Annotated in this window: 18 protein-coding genes; 9 read left to right on the top strand and 9 right to left on the bottom strand. The window is 33.8% G+C overall.

The features are described from left to right. The first annotated feature begins 160 nt into the window (after positions 1-160). The 4 genes from OEW78_RS01190 (at position 161) to OEW78_RS01175 (ending at position 3,775) form a co-directional block, all read left to right on the top strand. Positions 161-988 (top strand): PEFG-CTERM sorting domain-containing protein, encoded by an 828-nt coding sequence (locus OEW78_RS01190; RefSeq protein ID WP_300322955.1) that lies wholly within the window; start codon positions 161-163, stop codon positions 986-988. 108 nt (positions 989-1,096) lie between these two features. Continuing rightward, entirely contained in the window at positions 1,097-1,960 is an 864-nt protein-coding gene (locus tag OEW78_RS01185) for a PEFG-CTERM sorting domain-containing protein (RefSeq protein ID WP_300322952.1), read from the top strand. A gap of 122 nt (positions 1,961-2,082) precedes the next feature. Further along, positions 2,083-2,901, top strand: coding sequence for a PEFG-CTERM sorting domain-containing protein (locus OEW78_RS01180; protein WP_300322950.1), 819 nt, complete (start codon positions 2,083-2,085; stop codon positions 2,899-2,901). 73 nt (positions 2,902-2,974) lie between these two features. Continuing rightward, a complete protein-coding gene (locus tag OEW78_RS01175) occupies positions 2,975-3,775 on the top strand; it encodes a PEFG-CTERM sorting domain-containing protein (protein WP_300322948.1) in 801 nt (266 codons plus the stop codon). Here OEW78_RS01175 and OEW78_RS01170 read toward each other — a convergent pair. From OEW78_RS01170 to larC, 3 genes are read right to left on the bottom strand one after another with little or no spacing between them, the layout of a single operon-like run. Continuing rightward, positions 3,772-4,941 carry a cysteine desulfurase family protein gene (locus OEW78_RS01170; RefSeq protein WP_300322946.1) on the bottom strand — a complete coding sequence of 390 codons (1,170 nt, stop codon included), beginning with the start codon at positions 4,939-4,941 and terminating at the stop codon, positions 3,772-3,774. The genes OEW78_RS01175 and OEW78_RS01170 overlap by 4 nt on opposite strands. Then, entirely contained in the window at positions 4,938-5,735 is a 798-nt protein-coding gene (gene larE / locus OEW78_RS01165) for an ATP-dependent sacrificial sulfur transferase LarE (protein ID WP_300322945.1), read from the bottom strand. Before larE ends, OEW78_RS01170 begins: the two co-directional genes overlap by 4 nt. After that, entirely contained in the window at positions 5,722-6,957 is a 1,236-nt protein-coding gene (gene larC, locus OEW78_RS01160; RefSeq protein WP_300322942.1) for a nickel pincer cofactor biosynthesis protein LarC, read from the bottom strand. The genes larE and larC overlap by 14 nt, the downstream gene beginning before the upstream one ends. A gap of 89 nt (positions 6,958-7,046) precedes the next feature. On the opposite strand from larC, the gene OEW78_RS01155 reads away from it, so the two are divergent. Genes OEW78_RS01155 through OEW78_RS01145 form a run of 3 tightly spaced genes read left to right on the top strand, consistent with a single transcriptional unit; the run spans position 7,047 to position 10,419 of the window. After that, the gene (locus tag OEW78_RS01155; RefSeq protein WP_300322940.1) at positions 7,047-7,961 is read left to right on the top strand and encodes a malate dehydrogenase; all 915 of its coding nucleotides are present in this window, start codon (positions 7,047-7,049) and stop codon (positions 7,959-7,961) included. 33 nt (positions 7,962-7,994) lie between these two features. Next, positions 7,995-8,792, top strand: a complete 798-nt coding sequence (gene larB, locus OEW78_RS01150; protein WP_300322938.1) for a nickel pincer cofactor biosynthesis protein LarB — start codon at positions 7,995-7,997, stop codon at positions 8,790-8,792. 46 nt (positions 8,793-8,838) lie between these two features. Beyond that, on the top strand, positions 8,839-10,419 hold the full coding sequence (locus OEW78_RS01145) for a radical SAM protein (RefSeq protein ID WP_300322936.1): 1,581 nt from the start codon (positions 8,839-8,841) through the stop codon (positions 10,417-10,419). Between the two features lie 75 nt (positions 10,420-10,494). Here the strand turns inward: OEW78_RS01145 and OEW78_RS01140 are convergent, their stop codons facing one another. Genes OEW78_RS01140 through OEW78_RS01130 form a run of 3 tightly spaced genes read right to left on the bottom strand, consistent with a single transcriptional unit; the run spans position 10,495 to position 15,053 of the window. Next, positions 10,495-10,818, bottom strand: a complete 324-nt coding sequence (locus OEW78_RS01140) for a hypothetical protein (RefSeq protein ID WP_300322934.1) — start codon at positions 10,816-10,818, stop codon at positions 10,495-10,497. Between the two features lie 47 nt (positions 10,819-10,865). Continuing rightward, positions 10,866-11,840: a CFI-box-CTERM domain-containing protein gene (locus OEW78_RS01135; protein ID WP_300323045.1), complete on the bottom strand. Its 975-nt coding sequence runs from the start codon at positions 11,838-11,840 to the stop codon at positions 10,866-10,868. Positions 11,841-11,894: 54 nt separating this feature from the next. Further along, positions 11,895-15,053 carry a peptidase gene (locus tag OEW78_RS01130; RefSeq protein WP_300323044.1) on the bottom strand — a complete coding sequence of 1,053 codons (3,159 nt, stop codon included), beginning with the start codon at positions 15,051-15,053 and terminating at the stop codon, positions 11,895-11,897. Positions 15,054-15,166: 113 nt separating this feature from the next. Between OEW78_RS01130 and OEW78_RS01125 the strand changes: the two genes are divergently transcribed. Continuing rightward, a complete protein-coding gene (locus OEW78_RS01125; RefSeq protein ID WP_300323042.1) occupies positions 15,167-16,519 on the top strand; it encodes a cation-efflux pump in 1,353 nt (450 codons plus the stop codon). Here the strand turns inward: OEW78_RS01125 and OEW78_RS01120 are convergent. Together OEW78_RS01120 and OEW78_RS01115 are read right to left on the bottom strand one after the other, a co-directional pair. Continuing rightward, the gene (locus OEW78_RS01120) at positions 16,516-17,697 is read right to left on the bottom strand and encodes a divalent cation transporter (protein ID WP_300322932.1); all 1,182 of its coding nucleotides are present in this window, start codon (positions 17,695-17,697) and stop codon (positions 16,516-16,518) included. The two genes, OEW78_RS01125 and OEW78_RS01120, sit on opposite strands and share 4 nt — an antisense overlap. After that, on the bottom strand, positions 17,687-18,739 hold the full coding sequence (locus OEW78_RS01115; RefSeq protein ID WP_300323040.1) for a multicopper oxidase domain-containing protein: 1,053 nt from the start codon (positions 18,737-18,739) through the stop codon (positions 17,687-17,689). Before OEW78_RS01115 ends, OEW78_RS01120 begins: the two co-directional genes overlap by 11 nt. Before the next feature lie 159 nt (positions 18,740-18,898). Here OEW78_RS01115 and OEW78_RS01110 point away from each other — a divergent pair, with 159 nt between their 5' ends. Beyond that, positions 18,899-19,405: a hypothetical protein gene (locus OEW78_RS01110; RefSeq protein WP_300322930.1), complete on the top strand. Its 507-nt coding sequence runs from the start codon at positions 18,899-18,901 to the stop codon at positions 19,403-19,405. Here OEW78_RS01110 and OEW78_RS01105 read toward each other — a convergent pair. Then, complete coding sequence (locus tag OEW78_RS01105) at positions 19,397-19,708, bottom strand: hypothetical protein (protein ID WP_300322928.1); 312 nt, start codon at positions 19,706-19,708, stop codon at positions 19,397-19,399. The genes OEW78_RS01110 and OEW78_RS01105 overlap by 9 nt on opposite strands. Positions 19,709-19,762: the final 54 nt, after the last annotated feature.

The following is a 19,762-nucleotide window of genomic DNA, read 5'->3' as shown; positions in this document are numbered from 1 at the left end:
AACATTACATGTAATAGTAAATAACACACACAAACTGTCAAAAATTCACGCTCGGGTTAATATATATGTAATTTGAAATTTGGCAAAAATCAGTCTTTTTTCTATTTAGTCAACAAATTTTTTCACAACCTTAAATAGTCCAAATTTAGGCGGAAAACTAATGAAAGCTCATCTAGCAGTGTTTACCTTATCTGTAATCTTGGTTACAGGTATTGGCATGGCACCAGCATTTGGACAAATACAAAGCTCGATTGTTGTTACTACAGACAAATCTTCCTATTCAGAAGGTGAAACTATTCTAGTAACAGGAGAAGTGAAAGATCTGTATTCTGGAACCCCAGTAAGTTTGATTGTTAAGAACGATAATGCAATTGTCGCTCTTGCTCAATTAACTGTAGGTGCTGATAAAAAATTCAGTACTGAAATTACTGCTGGAGGAACAATGAGAACATCTGGAACTTATACAATTGAAGTAACATATGGAACCCAAAATCGTGTAGCTACAACGTCATTTGAATTTGGAGGATCTACAGATACACCAATTCAGAAACCTTCCAAAGTAACTGCTACAACAGTTTCAATTGAAGGCGCTGATGATTTGGTTGGATATAAAATCACAGGCGGAAAACTACTTAGCATCATGCCTGATGTGGATGCAAATTCACTGATTGTATCTATAGATGCTACAAGTGACGGATCACTTACCTTGACAATCCCTAGATCTGTTTTGGATGCAATGATTGATGGTGAAGATGATGACTTTTTCGTCTTAATTGACGGAGAAGAAGTAGACTTTGAAGAGACTACATCATCAAAAGATAGAACACTCATCATAGCATTCCCAGCAGGAGCCGAAGAGATTGAAATAATTGGCACCTATGTGATTCCAGAATTTGGTACAATAGCAGCTATGATTCTAGCAGTAGCAATTATCTCAATAATTGCAATATCTGCAAAATCAAGACTTAGTATTATTCCAAGATACTAAATTTCATCTTTTTTCTATTTTTAAAGAATCATCCAATCCATATGGATTGGAACCCAAAATTTTATTTTTGAATATACATAAATAGCAATAATGTTGGGTGGAAATAGGATGAATTTTAAACGTTCTACAACATCAATGGCAATAGCCCTTATGGCACTGTCATTAGTTTCAATGACCTCTATTCAGCAAGATGCTTTTGCTCAAACTCAAGGAATGTCAATTACAGTTACAGCCGATAAAGGCTCAGACACAATTACTGTAACAGGCCAAACAGTTTCAAAAATCAGCGATGTTACATTTACAGTAACATCCCCAAGTGGAAGCAATGTTGTTGCAATTGATCAAATATCACCAGACAACAATGGTAATTTTATGAAGGTATTCAAAGTAGGACCAACATGGACTGAAAATGGATTTTACAAGATCAAAGCAATGCAAGGCATAGGAACAAATTCATTGTACACTTTGAATGTATTTGTTGAAGTAGCAAATGGTATGACTAAAAGAACATCTGAAACTGAATCTAATTTAGAAACAGGGATATTCACACCAAACACAACAAATGTTGCAAAAGACAGAGGACTTTTCCTTGATAAAATAATTATCGAGAATGGTTCTACAATGTTTGAGGTTACAGGAAATACAGATAGAGTAAGTCAAGACATCACATTGAAGGTAATTGCACCAAATGGGAATGTGGTTAAAGTGACTCAAATATCACCAATGCTTGATGGAGAGTTTGCTGCTAAAATTACAGTAGGAGGACCATTATGGAAACAAGATGGTTTGTATACTGTAAAAGTACAACAATTTGACGATCCAAAATATACTGCTTCAACTGAAGTAGATATCAAAGATGGAGTTGTAGTACCAGAATTTGGTACAATAGCAGCTATGATTCTAGCAGTAGCAATTATTTCAATAATTGCAATATCTGCAAAATCAAGACTTAGCATTATACCAAGATACTAAGTTCACAATTTTTTTCTCTTTTTAAATATACATAAATAGAGACAAGTGCAAATCGCAACAAGATGAACAACCGTACGACGTTCGCACTACTAGCCTTAATGACTGCAGTCGGTACACTAACTATGTCAACAGCATATGCAGCAGGGGATATTCCTGAAGCATGTGTAGGATGTTCCATGGAAGATGCTAGAACAACAGCAAGTAAAATGCTGCAAAAAGCAATTCCAGTATCTGTTTGGACAGACAAAACAGATTATGGTCATAGCGACATGATTATGGTAAAAGGCCAAGTAGCAAATACATCTGGATTTCCAGTCACAATTACTGTGATTAGTCCTCTAAACTCCATTATTACAGTAGACCAGCTCGCTGTAGCAGAAGATGGTACTTTTGAGACAACACTAAACACAGCGGGTGCAATGTGGAAATATGACGGTACCTACACCATTAAAGCAAACTATGGCAGTGCAGAAAAAAGCAATAGTGTCAAGATTGGACTAAGTGGTGGAGTTGCATACAATACACCACCAACAACAACAGACAAGAAATGTGCTGTTAATGAGATATCTGCAAGTGGTCAATGTATACCATTTATAATTTCAGGTGGAGTTGTAACAAATGCAATGATCAATACAAATGATAATTCAATTGTCATTGAAATCGACGCCAAGAAGGATGGAACATTAACAATAACCCCATCAACAAAAGTCCAAAAAGGTATCTTCATGGTACTAGTGGATGGAGAAGAATGGGATGATGTTGAAATTGTTGCAAACAAAGTAACAGTCATGTTCCCAGCCGGCGCTGAAACAATCGAAATAATCGGTACCTATGTGATTCCAGAATTTGGTACAATAGCAGCTATGATTCTAGCAGTAGCAATTATTTCAATAATTGCAATATCTGCAAAATCAAGACTTAGCATTATACCAAGATACTAAAAGTCACACAACTTTTTTCATTTTTTCATTTTTTAATAGTAAAGGAAATATACAAACGAGTATTTTGAAATTCGTGGATTTAAAAATTTGTTATGGATTAATTATTTTATTGATAATTTCTACAGGTACAACATTTGCACAAGAGTCATTGATTTCAATTCAAACAGATGATAATAATTATGATGAAGGAGATGCAATTGTAGTTTCAGGAAAGGTAACTACAGTAATTGGTGAAACGCCAGTAATATTACAATTATTTAGTCAAGGTAATTTAGTAGATATCGCACAGCTTACAGTAGCACAAGATGGTAGTTTTACAAAAACATTCCTAGCAGAAGGAAAATTATGGAAAAAAACTGGAGAATATACAATCATAGCATCATATCAAGAGCATCAAATTGAAACTGGATTTTCATATACTTCAAAATCAGAAGCTGTTGTAATAACAGAACCTTATGAAGTAGATGCAGGAAGTTATGGAACATTTGATGTGAAATACACCATAAAAGGAGGCACAGTCAAAAAAATGGTTGTCGATTCAAATATGTTTGCAGTAGTAGTACAAATTGATGCTACAGATGAAGGATCAATAACATTAGATCTTCCAAGAGAATTCATAGGGGCAGAAAAACAAGATGGTAAGGACGATACTTTCATTATTTTGATTGATGGCATAGAAGTACCATATCAAGAACCAGATGTCCATTCAGAATCCAGAGTGATAACAATTGAATTTGAACCGAGCGATTCAGATATTGAGATTATTGGAACCTATGTTGTGCCAGAATTTGGAACAGTTGTGATGATGATTTTGGTTGTTGGAATTATGATGACTGTTTTAGTTGCTAGAAACAAATTTCCAATCAGCATCTAGTCTTTAGAAACAAAAGAATATTTTTCTTTGAATGGGGAAAATGATCTTAGTTCTTGAACAATTTTTTTCAGAAAGATTACTGTCTGTTCAATTTCTTTTTCATCATTGAATATACCAACAGTTAATCTTAGAGAACCAGCGATTTGTTCATGTGAAAAACCCATTGCCTGTAAAACGTGTGAAGCTCTTTGAGTGTTTACAGAACATGCAGAACCAGTAGAAGCTGCAATTCCATATTCATCGAGTTTAATGATAAGATCTTCACCATTAACACCAAGAAATGTAAAATGTGCATTGGTTGGCAATCTAAAGCGAGGATCACCATTGAGGGTCACTTCAGGAATTTCATGCAGTATCTTATCAATCAACAAGTCTCGGAGTTTTTTCACATACAACATGTTTTCATCTAAATTATTTTTTGCAATTTCACATGCTTTGCCAAACCCTACAATATTTGCAACATTTTCAGTTCCGGAGCGTAATCCATGTTCCTGACCACCGCCTAAAATTACAGGATCCATTTTTATGCCATTTTTTATGTACAGTGCACCAATTCCTTTTGGTCCGTGAAGTTTATGAGAAGAAATAGATAGTAAATCTATGCCTAATTCTTTAACATCGATAGTGACTTTTCCAACTGCCTGAACCGCATCTGAATGAAACGGGATTTTTCTCTCATTACATATTTTAGCAATTTCAGAAATTTTTTGGATAGTACCAACTTCATTGTTTCCAAACATTATTGAGACAAGGCAAGTGTTATCAGATAGATTATTTTTTAATTCAGAAGGATCAACTGTCCCAAATTGATCAACAGGAAGGTAATCAACAATCAATCCATTTTTTTCTAGTTGCTTACAGGGCTCCAAAATAGAATCATGTTCAATTGATGATGTGACAATATGATTACAAGAATTATTCATAAATATGCCCCTTAGAACAGTATTATTGGATTCAGTGCCTCCAGAGGTAAACAAAATTTCAGAAGGATCTGCATTAATTAGTAATGCTACTTGTTTTCTAGCTTTTTCAATTGCTTTACGAGTCATTCTTCCATATCTATGAATTGAAGATGCATTGCCATATTGTTCTTTAAGATATGGCAACATAGAATTTAAAACATCTTCATGGATTTGAGTTGATGCAGCATTGTCAAGATAAATCAATCTGCAATCACATTAATTTTTCCTGGTTCATATCCTTCTTGATCAATTTCAACAGAATCAAACCCAATCATCTTTAATTTCTCAGTTAGTTGTTTTAAGATAATCTCATCAAATCTAGATATCATTTGTTTCTCTACTTCAATTCTTGCAGAACCATCTATGTCACGTACTCTAACCTGTTTTACGCCAGTAAGTTGTTTGATAATAGTTTCTCCAAACTCAATGCGAATTAATTTTTCTGCAGTAACTCTTTGTCCCCAAGGAATTCTTGATGCCAGACATGAATTTGATGGTTTGTCAAATACGGACAATCCTATCAGTTTTGCAGTTTCTCTAATGTTTGATTTTGTAAAATTTGTCTCTACAAGAGGACTGCGAATTCCATTTTGTTTTAATGCTTTAATTCCAGGCCTAAAATCACCTAAATCATCAATATTTGTCCCATCTACAATCACATCCACATTATGCTCATTTGCCAATTTGACCAAATGATCACCTAATTCCATCCTACAATGAAAACATCGATTAGAATCATTTTTTATAAAATCATCATTTTCAAGTTCATTGTAATCCAAAAGGAGTTGTTGTATTCCAATTTCTGAGCAAATTTGCTTGGCAGTATCAAGTTCTTCTGCAGATAATGTTTTGTAATCGGCAGTTACAGCAATTGCTGATTTTCCAAGTTTTTGAAATGCAGCATAAGCAACTAATGCACTGTCAACTCCGCCTGAGAGTGCAATCATTACTTTATTTTTATCCTCAAACCAATTTTCAAGATTTTCAAGATTTGTCATTATTAATCTCCAATTTTTCAATTTCTTTTCTTACCAATACTTCAGTTTCTTTAATTGGTTTATCAATAATGTTAGAAATTTTCTTCAGATCATCAAATTCAATTTTAAAATTAATTTTTCCCTTGAATGAAGATTTTTTATAATTTACTTGAAGAGTATGTCCGTTCAAAAATAAAGAAACATCATGATTTGTTCTAGGAACTATGAATCTATTTGAATCAGAAATTCTAATTCCGAGAGTTCCAGTTTCCAAAACAAGTGTATCAACTATTTGATCAAGAGTGTCGTTACTACAAATTATAGATACTAGATTTGTTGGTCTCCCTTTCTTTGTAATTCCACTGTAAATAGAAACGTCTCGTGCTCCTTTAATCATAATTTTCTCAATTAGATTACCCAATATTTCTCCTGAAACATCATCTACATTTGTTTCAAGTATTTTTACAGAGTCAATTTCAAGATTATTTTCAGAGCCCCTAATAATTTTTAGAACATTTGAAAAACTTTCAAAGTCTTTTTGCCCTGCACCATACCCAATAGATGCTACTTTCATTGGAGGATAGTGTTTTACAGACTCAGGTGCCAAATTTACTAAAATGCAGGCCCCTGTAGGGGTTGTAAGTTCATCGTTTGCATCATTTCCTTTAATTATCAAGTTAGAATTTTTAAAAATCTCCAATATAGCAGCAGCAGGATTTGACATAGTTCCATGAGAAAATGATACAGAGCCTCCACCCACTGAAACAGGTAAACAAAGAATTTTTTCGTCAAATAATCCTAAGTCTTCTAAAGCAATTGTGATTCCGATTATGTCTACCAAAGTGTCAATACTTGAGGCCTCATGAAAATGGACTGATTCTTCAGGAATTCCATGAATTTTAGATTCTGATGAGATCAAAGTATCAATGCATGATTCAGCAAAAGAACTTGCTTTTTCAGAAAGATGAATTTGTTTGGAAGAATTTATTATTGCAGATTTAATTTCCGAACCCTTTCTTTCATGAACATCTTCATCAATTTCTAAAATTAGTTGTAACGATTCAATTCCATGTTTTTGAATTTTTTCAAAATCAATTTTTCTTATTGTGGAACCTGAGAGGAATTTTTCAGATTCTCTTATTCCGTTAATGATTTTATCCTTGTCAGCTCCTAAATCCACCAATGAGCATAGAAGCATATCACCAGATATACCAGCAATTTGTGGATCTATTACAACAACCATAATTCAAAAATATCAAAAATGCTTATAAATTCGACTAATATTTCAAGAATTCCATTAGATTTAATTATTCAGAATTTACATCAATTTTCATGATTACTATTATCGGTTCAGGCAAAGTAGGCGGAGACGCTGCATTATTTTCAGCATTAAAACGATTAGATGATCAGATATTATTGCTAGACGTAGCAGAAGGACTTCCTCAAGGAGAAGCAATGGATATCAACCACATGTTATCAGAGCAAGGAATCGATGTTGAAGTGAAAGGATCAAATAATTTTGAAGATATGAAAGGATCAAATGTCGTAGTCGTAGTGGCAGGTTCTGGAAGAAAACCAGGAATGACTAGAATGGATCTTTTGAAAATTAATGCAACAATTGTAAAAAGCGTGGTTGAAAATGTAAAAAAATATGCAGATAACTCTATGATTATTCCAGTAACCAATCCACTTGATCCAATGGCCTACATTACTTACAAAGTATCAGGATTTGACAGAAGTAGAGTGTTTGGAATGGGAGGAATGCTTGATTTGTCAAGGTTCAGACAATTCATTCATGAAGCAACAGGTCATTCTCGAGATTCTATCAGAGCACTAGTAATTGGAGAACATGGGGAGAACATGTTGCCATTACCAAGATTTTCATCAGTATCAGGAATTCCATTATCATCTTTTCTTCCAAAAGAAAAATTAGATGAATTAATTATCAATACAAAACAAGTGGCTGCCAAAGTCATCGAATTAAAAGGCGCCACAGTTCATGCTCCTGGAAATGCAATTTCTGCAATTATAGAGTCCGTTGTAAGAGATAGAAAACAAGTCATCCCAGTTGCAACATATCTTGATGGAGAATATGGTCATTCGGATGTAACAATAGGAGTTCCAGCAGTAATTGGCAAGAAAGGTGTTGAGAAAATCATAGAGTTGGATCTAAATGATGAAGAAAAACAAGCGTTTGATAAAGCAGTTGGTAACGTAAAAAATGCCATCTCAGGTATTGAGATCTAAGCCTTTTTTTATACTAACAAATCAAATCCATCATTGGAAATTCATGAAATTTTAGAAGCACTAAAAGAAGGAAAAATTTCAGTAAATAATGCTAAAAAATTATTGTCACTTTATTCAATTGAAGAAGTAGAAGGATTTGTAAAAATAGACATCAATAGAAGGAAAAGAAGAGGTATTCCAGAAGTAGTTTTTGCAGAAACCAAGGAATTAGATGAGATTAAAAAAATTATTAAAAAAACTCTAGAAAAAACAAATTCAGTAATAGTATCTAGAATTAAGAAAGAAGATTATCCAAAAATTTTAGTGTTTGTAAAGAGATTAAAAGTTAAAGTGGAAACGGGGAAAAATTCATCATCATTGCTACTCTTTAAAAAACCAATTAAATTTCATGGTGGAAAAGTTGGAATAATGACTGCAGGTACTTCAGATATTGGAGTAGCAGAAGAATCAAGATTAATGTGCAAGGCGATGAATTGCAAATGCATTACAAGCTATGATGTAGGAATTGCCGGAATCCAAAGAGTTTTTCCAATTTTAAAAAAAATGATTAATGAAGATGTGGATTGCATCATAGTTGCAGCAGGAATGGAAGGTGCTTTAGCTACTCTAGTGTCTACCCTAGTAGACATTCCAGTCATAGGAATTCCAACGTCAGTAGGGTATGGATATGGTGAAAAAGGAATTGCAGCACTTGCATCAATGCTTCAGAGTTGTTCTTTAGGACTATCTGTTGTAAATATAGACAACGGAATAGCTGCAGGAGGGATTGCAGCAAACATTGCGAACAGAGCAATTAAAAAAAATAATTCAAGATGGAATTTTCAAGACTAACATATCTCGTAAATCATATATAAGATACATAAAGGAAGTTCCATAGTTGTCCGGCAAACGTGTTGTTCTTACTGCTGATCGTAGTTTAATGACAAATTATCGAGGAAATTTTCTTTACGGGTTTATTGCATGTGGACCATATGAGGTTCTACCTGAATGGGTTTTTGATAAAGTATTTTGTCCCTCTGTAGAAACTGATCCAATCACAGGTGAAGTAAAAGTTGCTCAAGTAGGACTAAGAAGAATTGAAAGTTCTTTGATTCAAGGAGGATATAAAAGAGAAGATGTGTTCATGGCCCACCCAGAAATGCTTCAAAAATCAATTGGGCCAGATACTAAAGTAGTAGGAATCAATGTAATGGATCCATTAGGAATGGCTCCAGTTACAACAACAATGTCTCCAGAAAAATTATCCTATGTTGCAATGAAATTTAAAAAAATGTGTGCAAGCATAATTCAGCTCAAAAAGAAATATGATTTCAAAGTTGTCGTTGGAGGAAACGGTGCTTGGGAATTAGCTAAATCAGATAGAATGAAAATTCATGGAATTGATACAGTTGTTGTAGGAGAAGCTGATGAATTAGCAGTAGACTTGTTTCAAGATTTAGAAAAAAATGATGCACCAGAACTAATGCATTGTTTTGTAAGAAATCTTGAGAATATTCCAGTAATCGAAGGCCCTACAATCAATTCTCTAATTGAAGCAATGCGTGGTTGTGGAAGAGGATGTGACTTTTGTGATGTGAATAAAAGATCAAAAAAAGATCTCCCACTAGAGAGATTACAGCATGAGGCAAAGACTAACTTAGATTATGGATTTGATTCAATTTGGTTACATTCAGATGAAATGTTGCTCTATGGATGTGACAATAGAGACTTTGTTCCAAACAGAGATGCCATAGTTGATTTATGGAAAGGACTCAAAGGATTGGGTGCAAACTTTATCGGCACAACACATATGACATTTTCTGCAGTAGCAGCAGACCCATTACTGATGCAGCAGATTTCACATGTTAATGAACAGGATAAAACTGGCAGATGGCTTGCAACTAATTTAGGAATAGAAACAGTTGCACCAGATATGGTAAAAAAACACCTAGGTGTTAAAACAAAACCATTTGCACCTGAGGAGTGGGGAAGTGTGGTACGAGAAGGTGCAAAAATTCTAAATGAGAATCACTGGTTCCCAGCTGCAACAATTATCATTGGATGGCCTGATGAAACACCTGATGATATTCAATACACTATAGATATGATGAGTGATTTTAGAGAAATGGACTTTAGAGGTTTGGTTGCACCATTACTTTACCAAGACTTTAGTGAAAAGAATTCCATGCACTTTGGAAACTTGAATGAAGCACAATTCACATTATTTTGGAAATGCTGGGAGAATAACTTACGTGTGATTAATGACATCATTCCAATTATTCTTAGAAACAAGACATATGGTCCTCCAATGAAAGTATTCATGTATGGAATTCTCAAAGCTGGTACTTGGGCAATTATGAGATATCTTAGAGGACTATGCAAAGATCTATTCAATGGAAGAACACCAGATGAGATTATTGGCAAATATGCTAGAAGTAGATCAGTGTCTGCACCTAAAATTCAAACAAAGAAATTGTAGATTTTTAATTATAACAATTTTGCAACAAATTATAATCTACGTAATTACCTAGACATGGAAAGGAGAATTCTATTTTTATAGATTTTCAATAGCAATGTCAGCTATAGTATTTCGTTTTGGGGTTAGAGAGATAAAGTAAACTTTATCTGCTCTCTCAACACTTTCAACTTTTTTAAAAGATTTTGACGAAACATCAAATTCATAAATTCCTGGCTCAAGTGAATCTTTTACATAAAGCATAAGATATGTTTCTCCAGTTGAAGGACTCAGTGGAATAAAAGACATTACATACCCTTTGTAAGAGTTAATAGGCATTGTATTTTTCATCGGAGGGGCAGCAGATGCCATATACATTAGAAGATCTTCGATTGTTTCAAATTCTTCATATTCGATATGCATGAATTATTACAAGTGTTTCAATATAATAACTTAGAGTGGGAAATAGATCACTTTCTAGATTTGATGTGCTTTCGAACTTTGAATCCGATCAATGCAGGAGCTGCAATATACATTCCCAAATTTAATGCAATTACAGAAATTCCCAATCCTAAAACTTCAACTTCAGAGCCATTGTCAGCTAATGTCATTATAGATAATGTTGAGATCATTGGAGTGATGAATGCTCGTACAGCTTCTTGGAACATTGGATTTTCTCTTTCCATATCAGCAATGGTTGGTGAGAATGAATAGTACAATTGATTGAATCCAGACATGAAGGCAATTCCAGACGAAGTACTCATTACAGTGTTATCTCTAATCTCTCTAAGGAATTGAACTTGTGGTGCTAATTCAGTTCCATATGCTGCAGTTGCGATTAGACAACCTCCACCATCTGGTTCTTCAGTTTTAATTACTTGACAGATTCCATTTATTAATTCAGTACCAGCCCCGCAGGTTGGTTCTGGTTCTGGTTCTGGTTCTGGTTCTGGTTCTGGTTCTGGTTCTGGTTCTGGTTTTGGTTTTGGTTCTGGTTTTGGTTCTGGTTTTGGCTTTGGTGTTGGCTCTGGTTGACCAGAAACTACTTCTTCTCCACCAACATAATTTACTGAAACTTCTGAACTATCTGAACCATAATGAAATTCAATAGTATAATCACCGTTTAATTTCCAAAGAGGACCACCAGAAATGATATTTTTTGTAAAAGAACCATCAGATTTTGGAGTTAATTGTCCAATACCGACTATATTGTTGTCAGGGGATGTTATAATAAATGTCAATCCCTTGCCAGATGAAGAATCATAATCTTTGACATTACCAGATATTTTTACAGTTGAGCCATTTGCAACAATATCCAAATCAGTAGATATTGGCAATGCAGGATTTGGATCACTAGCTGCAAAAGCAGTCCCACTGACACCATAAGATAAAATTGAAATTGACAATAGAGCAAATGCTAAGAACCCAGTTAGCCTCATTTTCATTTTTTTCATGATTTGAGAGTATTTATATTTTCAACGAAATAAAAATTGACCAGATCATATTCTAATGATACCTTTTTTGACCAAGTATTGAATTGATTTAATAAAGTCTTCATCAGAAATTTGATTATTTATCCACCATTTTGCATTGTTTTTGATCCAATCAGGGATTTCTTGTTTAGAAACAGAAGAGTTTGGCTTGATGATGAATCCATTATCAACAAAGTATTCAATTCCGTCAATAAATTCAGAATCAGAGGAATTATCAGAAGACCAAGATTGAGCATTGTTTTTGATCCAATCAGGGATTTTAGGGTCAGAGACAGTAAATGAAATTTCTTTTACAAATGATTCATTATAAAATAAATTAATTTTGTAAACACCAGACAAAGAATGTTCATTGATAGAAATAATGGATTTGTAACTACCATTACTGGACAGTGTCGCAGCAAAATTTTGTGTATGTCCATCAGGGGCGGTTATGATTACTGTAAGAGGAATTCCTCTTCTAGAATTATCAATACTTCCAGAAAGAATAATTTCTTCGATTTTTCCGGAAACAGGTTTTACAATATCATATGCACTAAGTTTGGAAGAACTTTGAAATGAAACTGATCTGTCTCTTAATGAACTGAAAATATTGGGATTACCGGAATTATCTCTTGAATCATAATATTTTGCATCAAGACTCCCTCCTGCAGTAGAGATCAACTTGGTTCCAGATTTGTCACAAATTTGAGAAGGCATTTTGAATACACCTTCAAAAATTCCTGTACTTGGTCCAGTTTCAATTAACGAGAATCCAGTAGAAGCTAAACCACCATGTTCAATGCCATTTATTGTACAACGTTTGTAGCGAATGTCTTTAAGTTTGATTTCTAATAAAATTTCTCCATCTTTTCCCACTGTATCCACATTAGGAGAATTTGGATCATCGATAACATGATAACTTTCTATTGTATCACTTTTTAAATTAAGATCAGAGTCTTTTAGAGTTAGAGTGACTGGTTGTCCAAATCTAAAAGTTGTAGACGATGTTGAAACAACGCCAGAATTTGTAGCAATATCAGATTTTGTAGAAGTCGTAGTTGATACACCAACTTCATCCAAATCAGAGTAAGATATTGTAACTCCATTTTCATCAATCAGTCTATTTGTTACAATGATTTTAATTTCGTCATCAATAGTTTGTATAGTTTGAATGAAATTGGGATCTAGTATGTTTAGTTGATTTGTAACAGCATATTCAAAAGTACCTTCAAAAGTAGAAGAATTATCCAGAGTTTCTTCCAACTCAAAACGATAAATTGAATTGTTTATGCTTTCATCATTTTTTAATCCAAAAGAAAAAAGATCAAATACGATTGGCTGTTGGTTTATTTCATTAGAAACAAACACCATACCAGAATCATCATTAGAAGAATCAAAATCAATTACAAGATATACAGTACCACTTTTATCAAAAATATCTGTCACATCAGAATCATCAATTTGTATAAAGCCATTTGGTGATGAAATGTCACCGGCATCAACTATAGTAACATACGGTCCAGTAAGAGTTCCAAAATAAAGAGAAAAGGATGTATCCGTAAAATCAGTAATGCCTAAATCATTTTCAATGGATCTTAAGTCATAATTAATCCAATTTGTGCCAACAGTGTTAAATTCAGAGACATCAAGTAAAGAAGAGGCTAAATTAGAAGTGGAAATCCCCAGATTTATCGAAATTATCTCATAAGAACCATTAGATACATTTGAAGTATCAATATGGAGTCTGTCAGAATTAGAATCAGGTACAGAGGAATTTGCAGTACTGCCTGTAAGTAAAGACGATGTATGAAATAGAACATTTTGAGCATTTTCAAGAGTTACAGGATTTCCAATTGTTATTGAAGGGATGAGCGCAGTTACACGATAAACATCTAGATGATCTCTTGAGCCAGAGTTTATGTTTTGATCAGGATCAACAAGAACTACAGACAATTCGGTTCCAGGTTTTAATGATTGAGAGTCATCACCAATTGTCAAAATAGGATCATCAAGTGAAACATTAGCTGATGAAGAACCAGTTAGAACAGAAATAGATTTTTTATTATAGGTTATAGAACCAGTTTGACCTCGTGGAACATCATTTAAAATTCCTAAAACAGATTGATCACTATCATCTCCAGTATCAAATATACCAGAATTTGGAAAATCTTCAACCAGAGTAATAATTTCAGAATATATCACAAGTCCATTAGAGATACTAGTATCAGGTTGTTCATCATTAGATTGTAATTCAAGAACAGAATTTTTGTTTATAGAGAGTTCCCCATTATCCTCAAAACCAATATTTGATAGATATGGAACCAAGTCTACTAAACCAGAACCGCCATTTGCAGAATCAGAGCCAGAACTATCATATGCTTGATAAAAAACAGATGGAGTAGCACCTACATTAAAAGTCCAAGAATCTTCATCAGTAGGATCTTGATTTAATTGAAAATCATTTACTGACAAAAAAACTTCAGCGTTTTCAGGATAAAGAGATCTATCAATGTTCATAGAGATATTTGGAATATCATCATACTCTAGTAGGACTTTCTGTGATTGACCAGCAGGATTGTATTGAATTGTAACATCATCAAATGAAAATAGTTGAATTAATGGCCATGCGTTAGAATCTATTCCTATTTGTCCAGAAGGTACATTCGGATTTGTATTAACTGACTTTGCATGTCTAACAACATTATTCCAAATTGCACCAGATGGAGAACCAGTACATGATGTAAACGAAGAATTGCCATTAGTAGAATCAGGAGTAGAGCGTGGAACTGCAAATCCATCAGTTTCTGAAAGAGAGATTCCAATCACAGAAGAAAGGGTATTTCTACTACAGAAAACTCCAAAATCCAGTCCTTTACCATCTTTACCTACTGTAGAATCAGCTTCCTTGGCTTTGTCAACATTGGCAAAATAAGCATACCAACTACCGTCAGTTGCTTGAACCATTCGTAATGATTTTCCATTAATAGTAACATCAGGTTCACCTTTCCCTTCGCCAGTATCACTTAGATTAGGATCAATTACTACCACTTCAATTACCATAGAGCCAGAAAAATGATTTTCAAATTGTGAATTTTCAGCAGAGACAAACAAGTTTGGATTACTTGATGCATCAACCTCAACAATTGGAATTAATGATATAATTGAAAGAAGAGCAAATAGGCTCAGATATTTTACATCCCACACATTCGTAAGACAAGATTTAATGACAAATAATGTTGTCGCATCAATTCTCCTTAGAAAACTGTAATACGTGATTCAAATTATCAAAAAACATGGATATGTTTGTTCAAAGAACCAGAGTTTTACAAATTTCACTTTTAGCCATTTTTTCAGCATTTTTAGTAGAATTAATTTTTGGCCTAATTTCAAACAGTTTAGCATTAATCACAGATGGAATTCATGCTTTGTTAGATAGTGTAGTAACACTTGTTTTATTATTAGCAGCAAGACTGGCAATTAAACCTCCAGATGCAGAACATACGTACGGGCATGGAAAAATAGAATCGCTTGGAGGATTAATTGGAGGGATAGCAATATTTTTGATTGCATGCTTTTTCATTTATGAATCTGTAAATAGATTACAGAGTCCCCCACCAAATATTTTGCCAGGATTATTTGCAATAATTGGAGGACTGTATACAATTGGAATTGATTTTTTTAGAATAATTCTTTTGAGAAAGTCCATTACAAAAATTGGCGGAGCTACTCTCAAAGCAGATTTTTATCATGCATTTATGGATCTAGGCTCTACACTAGTTGCAATAGGAGGTATTGTTTTGGTTACATATGGAATGTATTTTGGAGACTTTATTGCAGCATTAATTTTAGGAATTTTATTAGCTGCACTAAGTGTTAAACTAGTATACAAAACAGCATTAGATTTGACTGATGTTATTTCTCCAGAACTTGTAAAAAAGGTTAGAGAAATTTCAAATTCAACTGAAGGAGTCATCAATGTAGGTCCAATACTCATGAGAAGATCAGGCGATACGATTTTTGCAGATGTAACCATCTCATTAAGAGGAGATACAAGTTTTGATAAAGCTCATGAAATTAGTGACAGCGTAGAAAAAAATATCAAAAATAAAATTCCTAATGCATCAACTACAATTCATTTTGAGCCTAATTGGAGTAAAGTTCCACTAGATGGTAAAATTTTAGACATTGCAAGAAGTGTTGACGGGGTCAGAGGAGTTCACAATGTTAGCATGCATAAAACAAAAGGAAAAACATATTCTAATCTACATGTAATGGTAGATAGAGAGATTAATTTATCATCAGCTCATAAGATTTCAGAGATAATTGAATTAAAAATTCAAGAACAGATTCCAGAAATATCTCATGCCACAATCCATCTAGAGCCATTTGTTACTGTCCCAGAGAAATTCAATGTAGAAGATACTGAAACCGAAGAAAGAATTAAAAAAATATTGGAAAAATATCCAGACATCAAAAAAATTGGAAGAATAATATCACTAAAATTTGAAAATATTCTCAAAATAGATATCGATTGTTCATTTGACAGAGATTTGTCAATTGAAAAAGTTCATGATTTAACATCTGAAATTGAGCAGATTATCAGAGCAGAAATTAAAAATTCTGTAATTACAATACATCCTGAACCATTCTAGACAAGAATACTGGTCAGATACATTACTAGCATTCCAACTGCAAATCCAGATGCCACTGAAGCACTTGAGAGATTATGATCACCTTCATCTCGAATCCATTTCATTATTACAACTATTACCTGAAATATTGCTCCAGCACCAATTGAGAGGAAAATAACCGAAGTGAATGGGGAATATGAAAAACCACCAATCCATGCACCAAAAATTGCAGGTGCTCCTGCAATCATTCCCATCGCAGCCAATTTTCCAATCATTAGTTTTCCTCGAGACATTGGGGCGGCAATTGCTATTCCTTCAGTTGTATTGTGCAAGGCAAATCCTACAATCAAAAATGTACTAAATGCAACAGAGCCTAATCCAACTGCTGCACCAATTGCAAGACCTTCACCAAAGTTATGCAGGCCTATACCAATAGAAATCATTAATGCTATTGCAACTGGTTTTGCAAGTTTTGATGAACTAGCTCTTTCAACAAGTTTGTTTCCTGAATAGTATAATCCAAGAAAAGATAGTATTGTTACTGTAGCAACTAGTAAAGAACCATTAAAGCTTCCTGCTAGGCTTTCATCAGAAACTTCTATTGCTTCTTCAATAGAATCAATTGCTAAGAAAAGCAACAATCCAGCAGTTAATGCTAAAAAGAAATGGAATTTTTGTTTACTTATCTTCTTGATAAAAGGAAGCCATAACAATCCAATCATCACAGGGATAATTCCAACATAGGTTCCAATAATTGCAAAAAAGATAGCAAGATCTAAAGAGGGCTCTAATGCAGGAGCAGCAGATTCAACTTCTTTTTCAAATCTCGTCCCATCTTCAATAGTTATTCCAATAATATAGGGTTCTGCTTCATTCCATTCAAAAGGAATTCTAACAAGAGTAGTTTCGAATCTTTCCAAAAATCTGTCAGGCTCTACTGCCGCAGGTTGAATTCTGTCATTGATATCGGCCATTACAACTTCAACGGGAATCGGACCAGTATTTCGGACGGTAGCATGAATTTCAGAACCAATAAAATCTACTTTTTCAATTGTCACTTCAGGTAAAGGAGTTCCAAAATCTAACAGATCAGCACCTGGACCAAAAATATAGACCATCATCAAAATTACAAATGCAAATGGAATAATTCCACTGGCAATTACTTTTCCTTTTGAAGAATTATGATTATTAACTTCCATAATCAGAGTCCTGAATATTTTCATCTTGGTTGTCATTTACTAGAAATACTCCAACCCATCCTTTTTCTGAAAATTCAACCTTATGAGCATGGAATAGATATTTTCCAGGATAATCGTATTCAAATTCCATGATTCCACGCTCAGTTTGAGACAATGTTATCATATCAGTATAAGCCGAAGGTACAATATCTGTTCCAGTTGGATAGTAATTATACAGATTGCCATGCAAGTGAAGGTTGTTTATTGGATCAAACTCAACCATGTTCACAACATAAACTCGAATTAGTTCATTGGTATTAATTTGAATTGGGTGGTGTTGGTAATAAAATGGAATTGTATTTGCAGCATAGAAATTATTTTCTCCATCAAAGTCCATATCCAAACCATTTAACACCATAACCATTTCGTCTGCTGGAGGACGTTCCTCTTTTGGATCAACTATGAAAACACCATATAGACCACGTACAATGTGTTCTTCAAGGGGCATAACATGACAATGGTATGGATGAACTCCTACAGGGCCAGCCTCGAATTCATAGATAAATTGTCCTCCACCAGAACCCACTATTTCAAATACACCATCCATTTCTGCTGGATGAATTCCATGAAAATGCATAGTGTGTTCCTTTGAACCATTGTTGATGAATTTTATCCTGACAGTATCTCCCTCAGTTGCTCTGATTGTTGGACCTGGAACAGTACCATTGAATGTCCACACGTTAAAGAAGATTCCAGGAGATACTTCCATGATTTGATCATCATCAGCAATAATCGTAAATTCTCTTAAAGCAGAACCATCAGGCAATGTAGAGACATTTCCATAGTTAAACTCTCTCAAGTATTCCATCGGATCAAATTCTATAGTTGACTCGGTATATTCAGGAACAGTTGTAGTATACACAGGATCAATTATTTCACCAGATGTTTTAATTACAGATCCTGAATGAGTTACAAATGTTTTTGATTCAGACTGAGCATTGGAGAAAGTTGGAAATAGTGCAATTACAGAAAATCCAATGAACAGCGATAATAACAAAATCATTACACTAGAACGGTTACTTTTCAAGACACGTACAAAAAAGCAAATTCTTTATTTAAATTTACCCTAAGCTAACTTTTTTAGTCTAATCTAACTTTTTTATCCACCAGTTACAAATTTAGAAAAAATTAGGTTTAAACTAAAGAAAATTAGCCTGAAACCGTGCAAAAAATAGGATTAATCACAGTAATATTCGGATTGTTGATAGTGGCAGGATTAGCAGTATCAGTAGTTGAAAACCAAACAACGTTAGGAGGAATAAGTCAGGGAAACGGCAAAGTGAATTCAAAAGAGACAGTTACAGTCTCAGTAGATTTGGATAAAGAAAATACACCTGTTGGGATTTTTGCAGTTCAAATCATGGAATTTAGAGAGGATACAATATCTGCAAAAATATTAGATCCATCAAATATCGAAATTATTTCTCATATAATAAATGATGAAACTCATGAAGAGGAATTTGATGTATTTGAATCTGGAACTTATCAATTGATTATAGAGAGTAGTGATGATGATGAGATTTATGTTGCCGGTGCAATTGGACCACTTCCTGATGCAGTGAAAAAATCAATTCTTTCAACTATTTCCTTAGCTATTCTTGTGATTGGAATGGCAGGATTGGCAGTAATTGGGATTTCGGGAATTAAAAATAAAAGAAAATCAGTTTAGATAACTATCCATTTTTTCTAATCCACTTATAGCTTCATCGAAATTGTCACCATTTTCAATAATGCTTGCTAGTTTCTCAGAATTTGCCATCAAAACACATTTTCCATCATCAGAAGCTTTTGAGATAAATCCGTGTTCAATCAAATAGGATAGCCTTTCAAGAACTTCAGATTCGGAAACAGATGTTTGTTTTGCCAAAAAAGAACATTGTTTTTTGCCATCCTCAAGTTCTGCTAAAATAGAAGATGTTACAGGATTAAACATGCAATCTACAATTTTTTCACGATCAAATGAATTACTCACAATAAAATAAAAAATTTTGAAAGTTATAACTTTTTGATTCTAATATTCCAATAG

The organism is Candidatus Nitrosopumilus sp. (assembly GCF_029882185.1).
Lineage (GTDB): Archaea > Thermoproteota > Nitrososphaeria > Nitrososphaerales > Nitrosopumilaceae > Nitrosopumilus.
The sequence above is the reverse complement of the archived record's forward strand: the minus strand, read 5'-3'. Positions and strand labels throughout refer to the sequence as shown.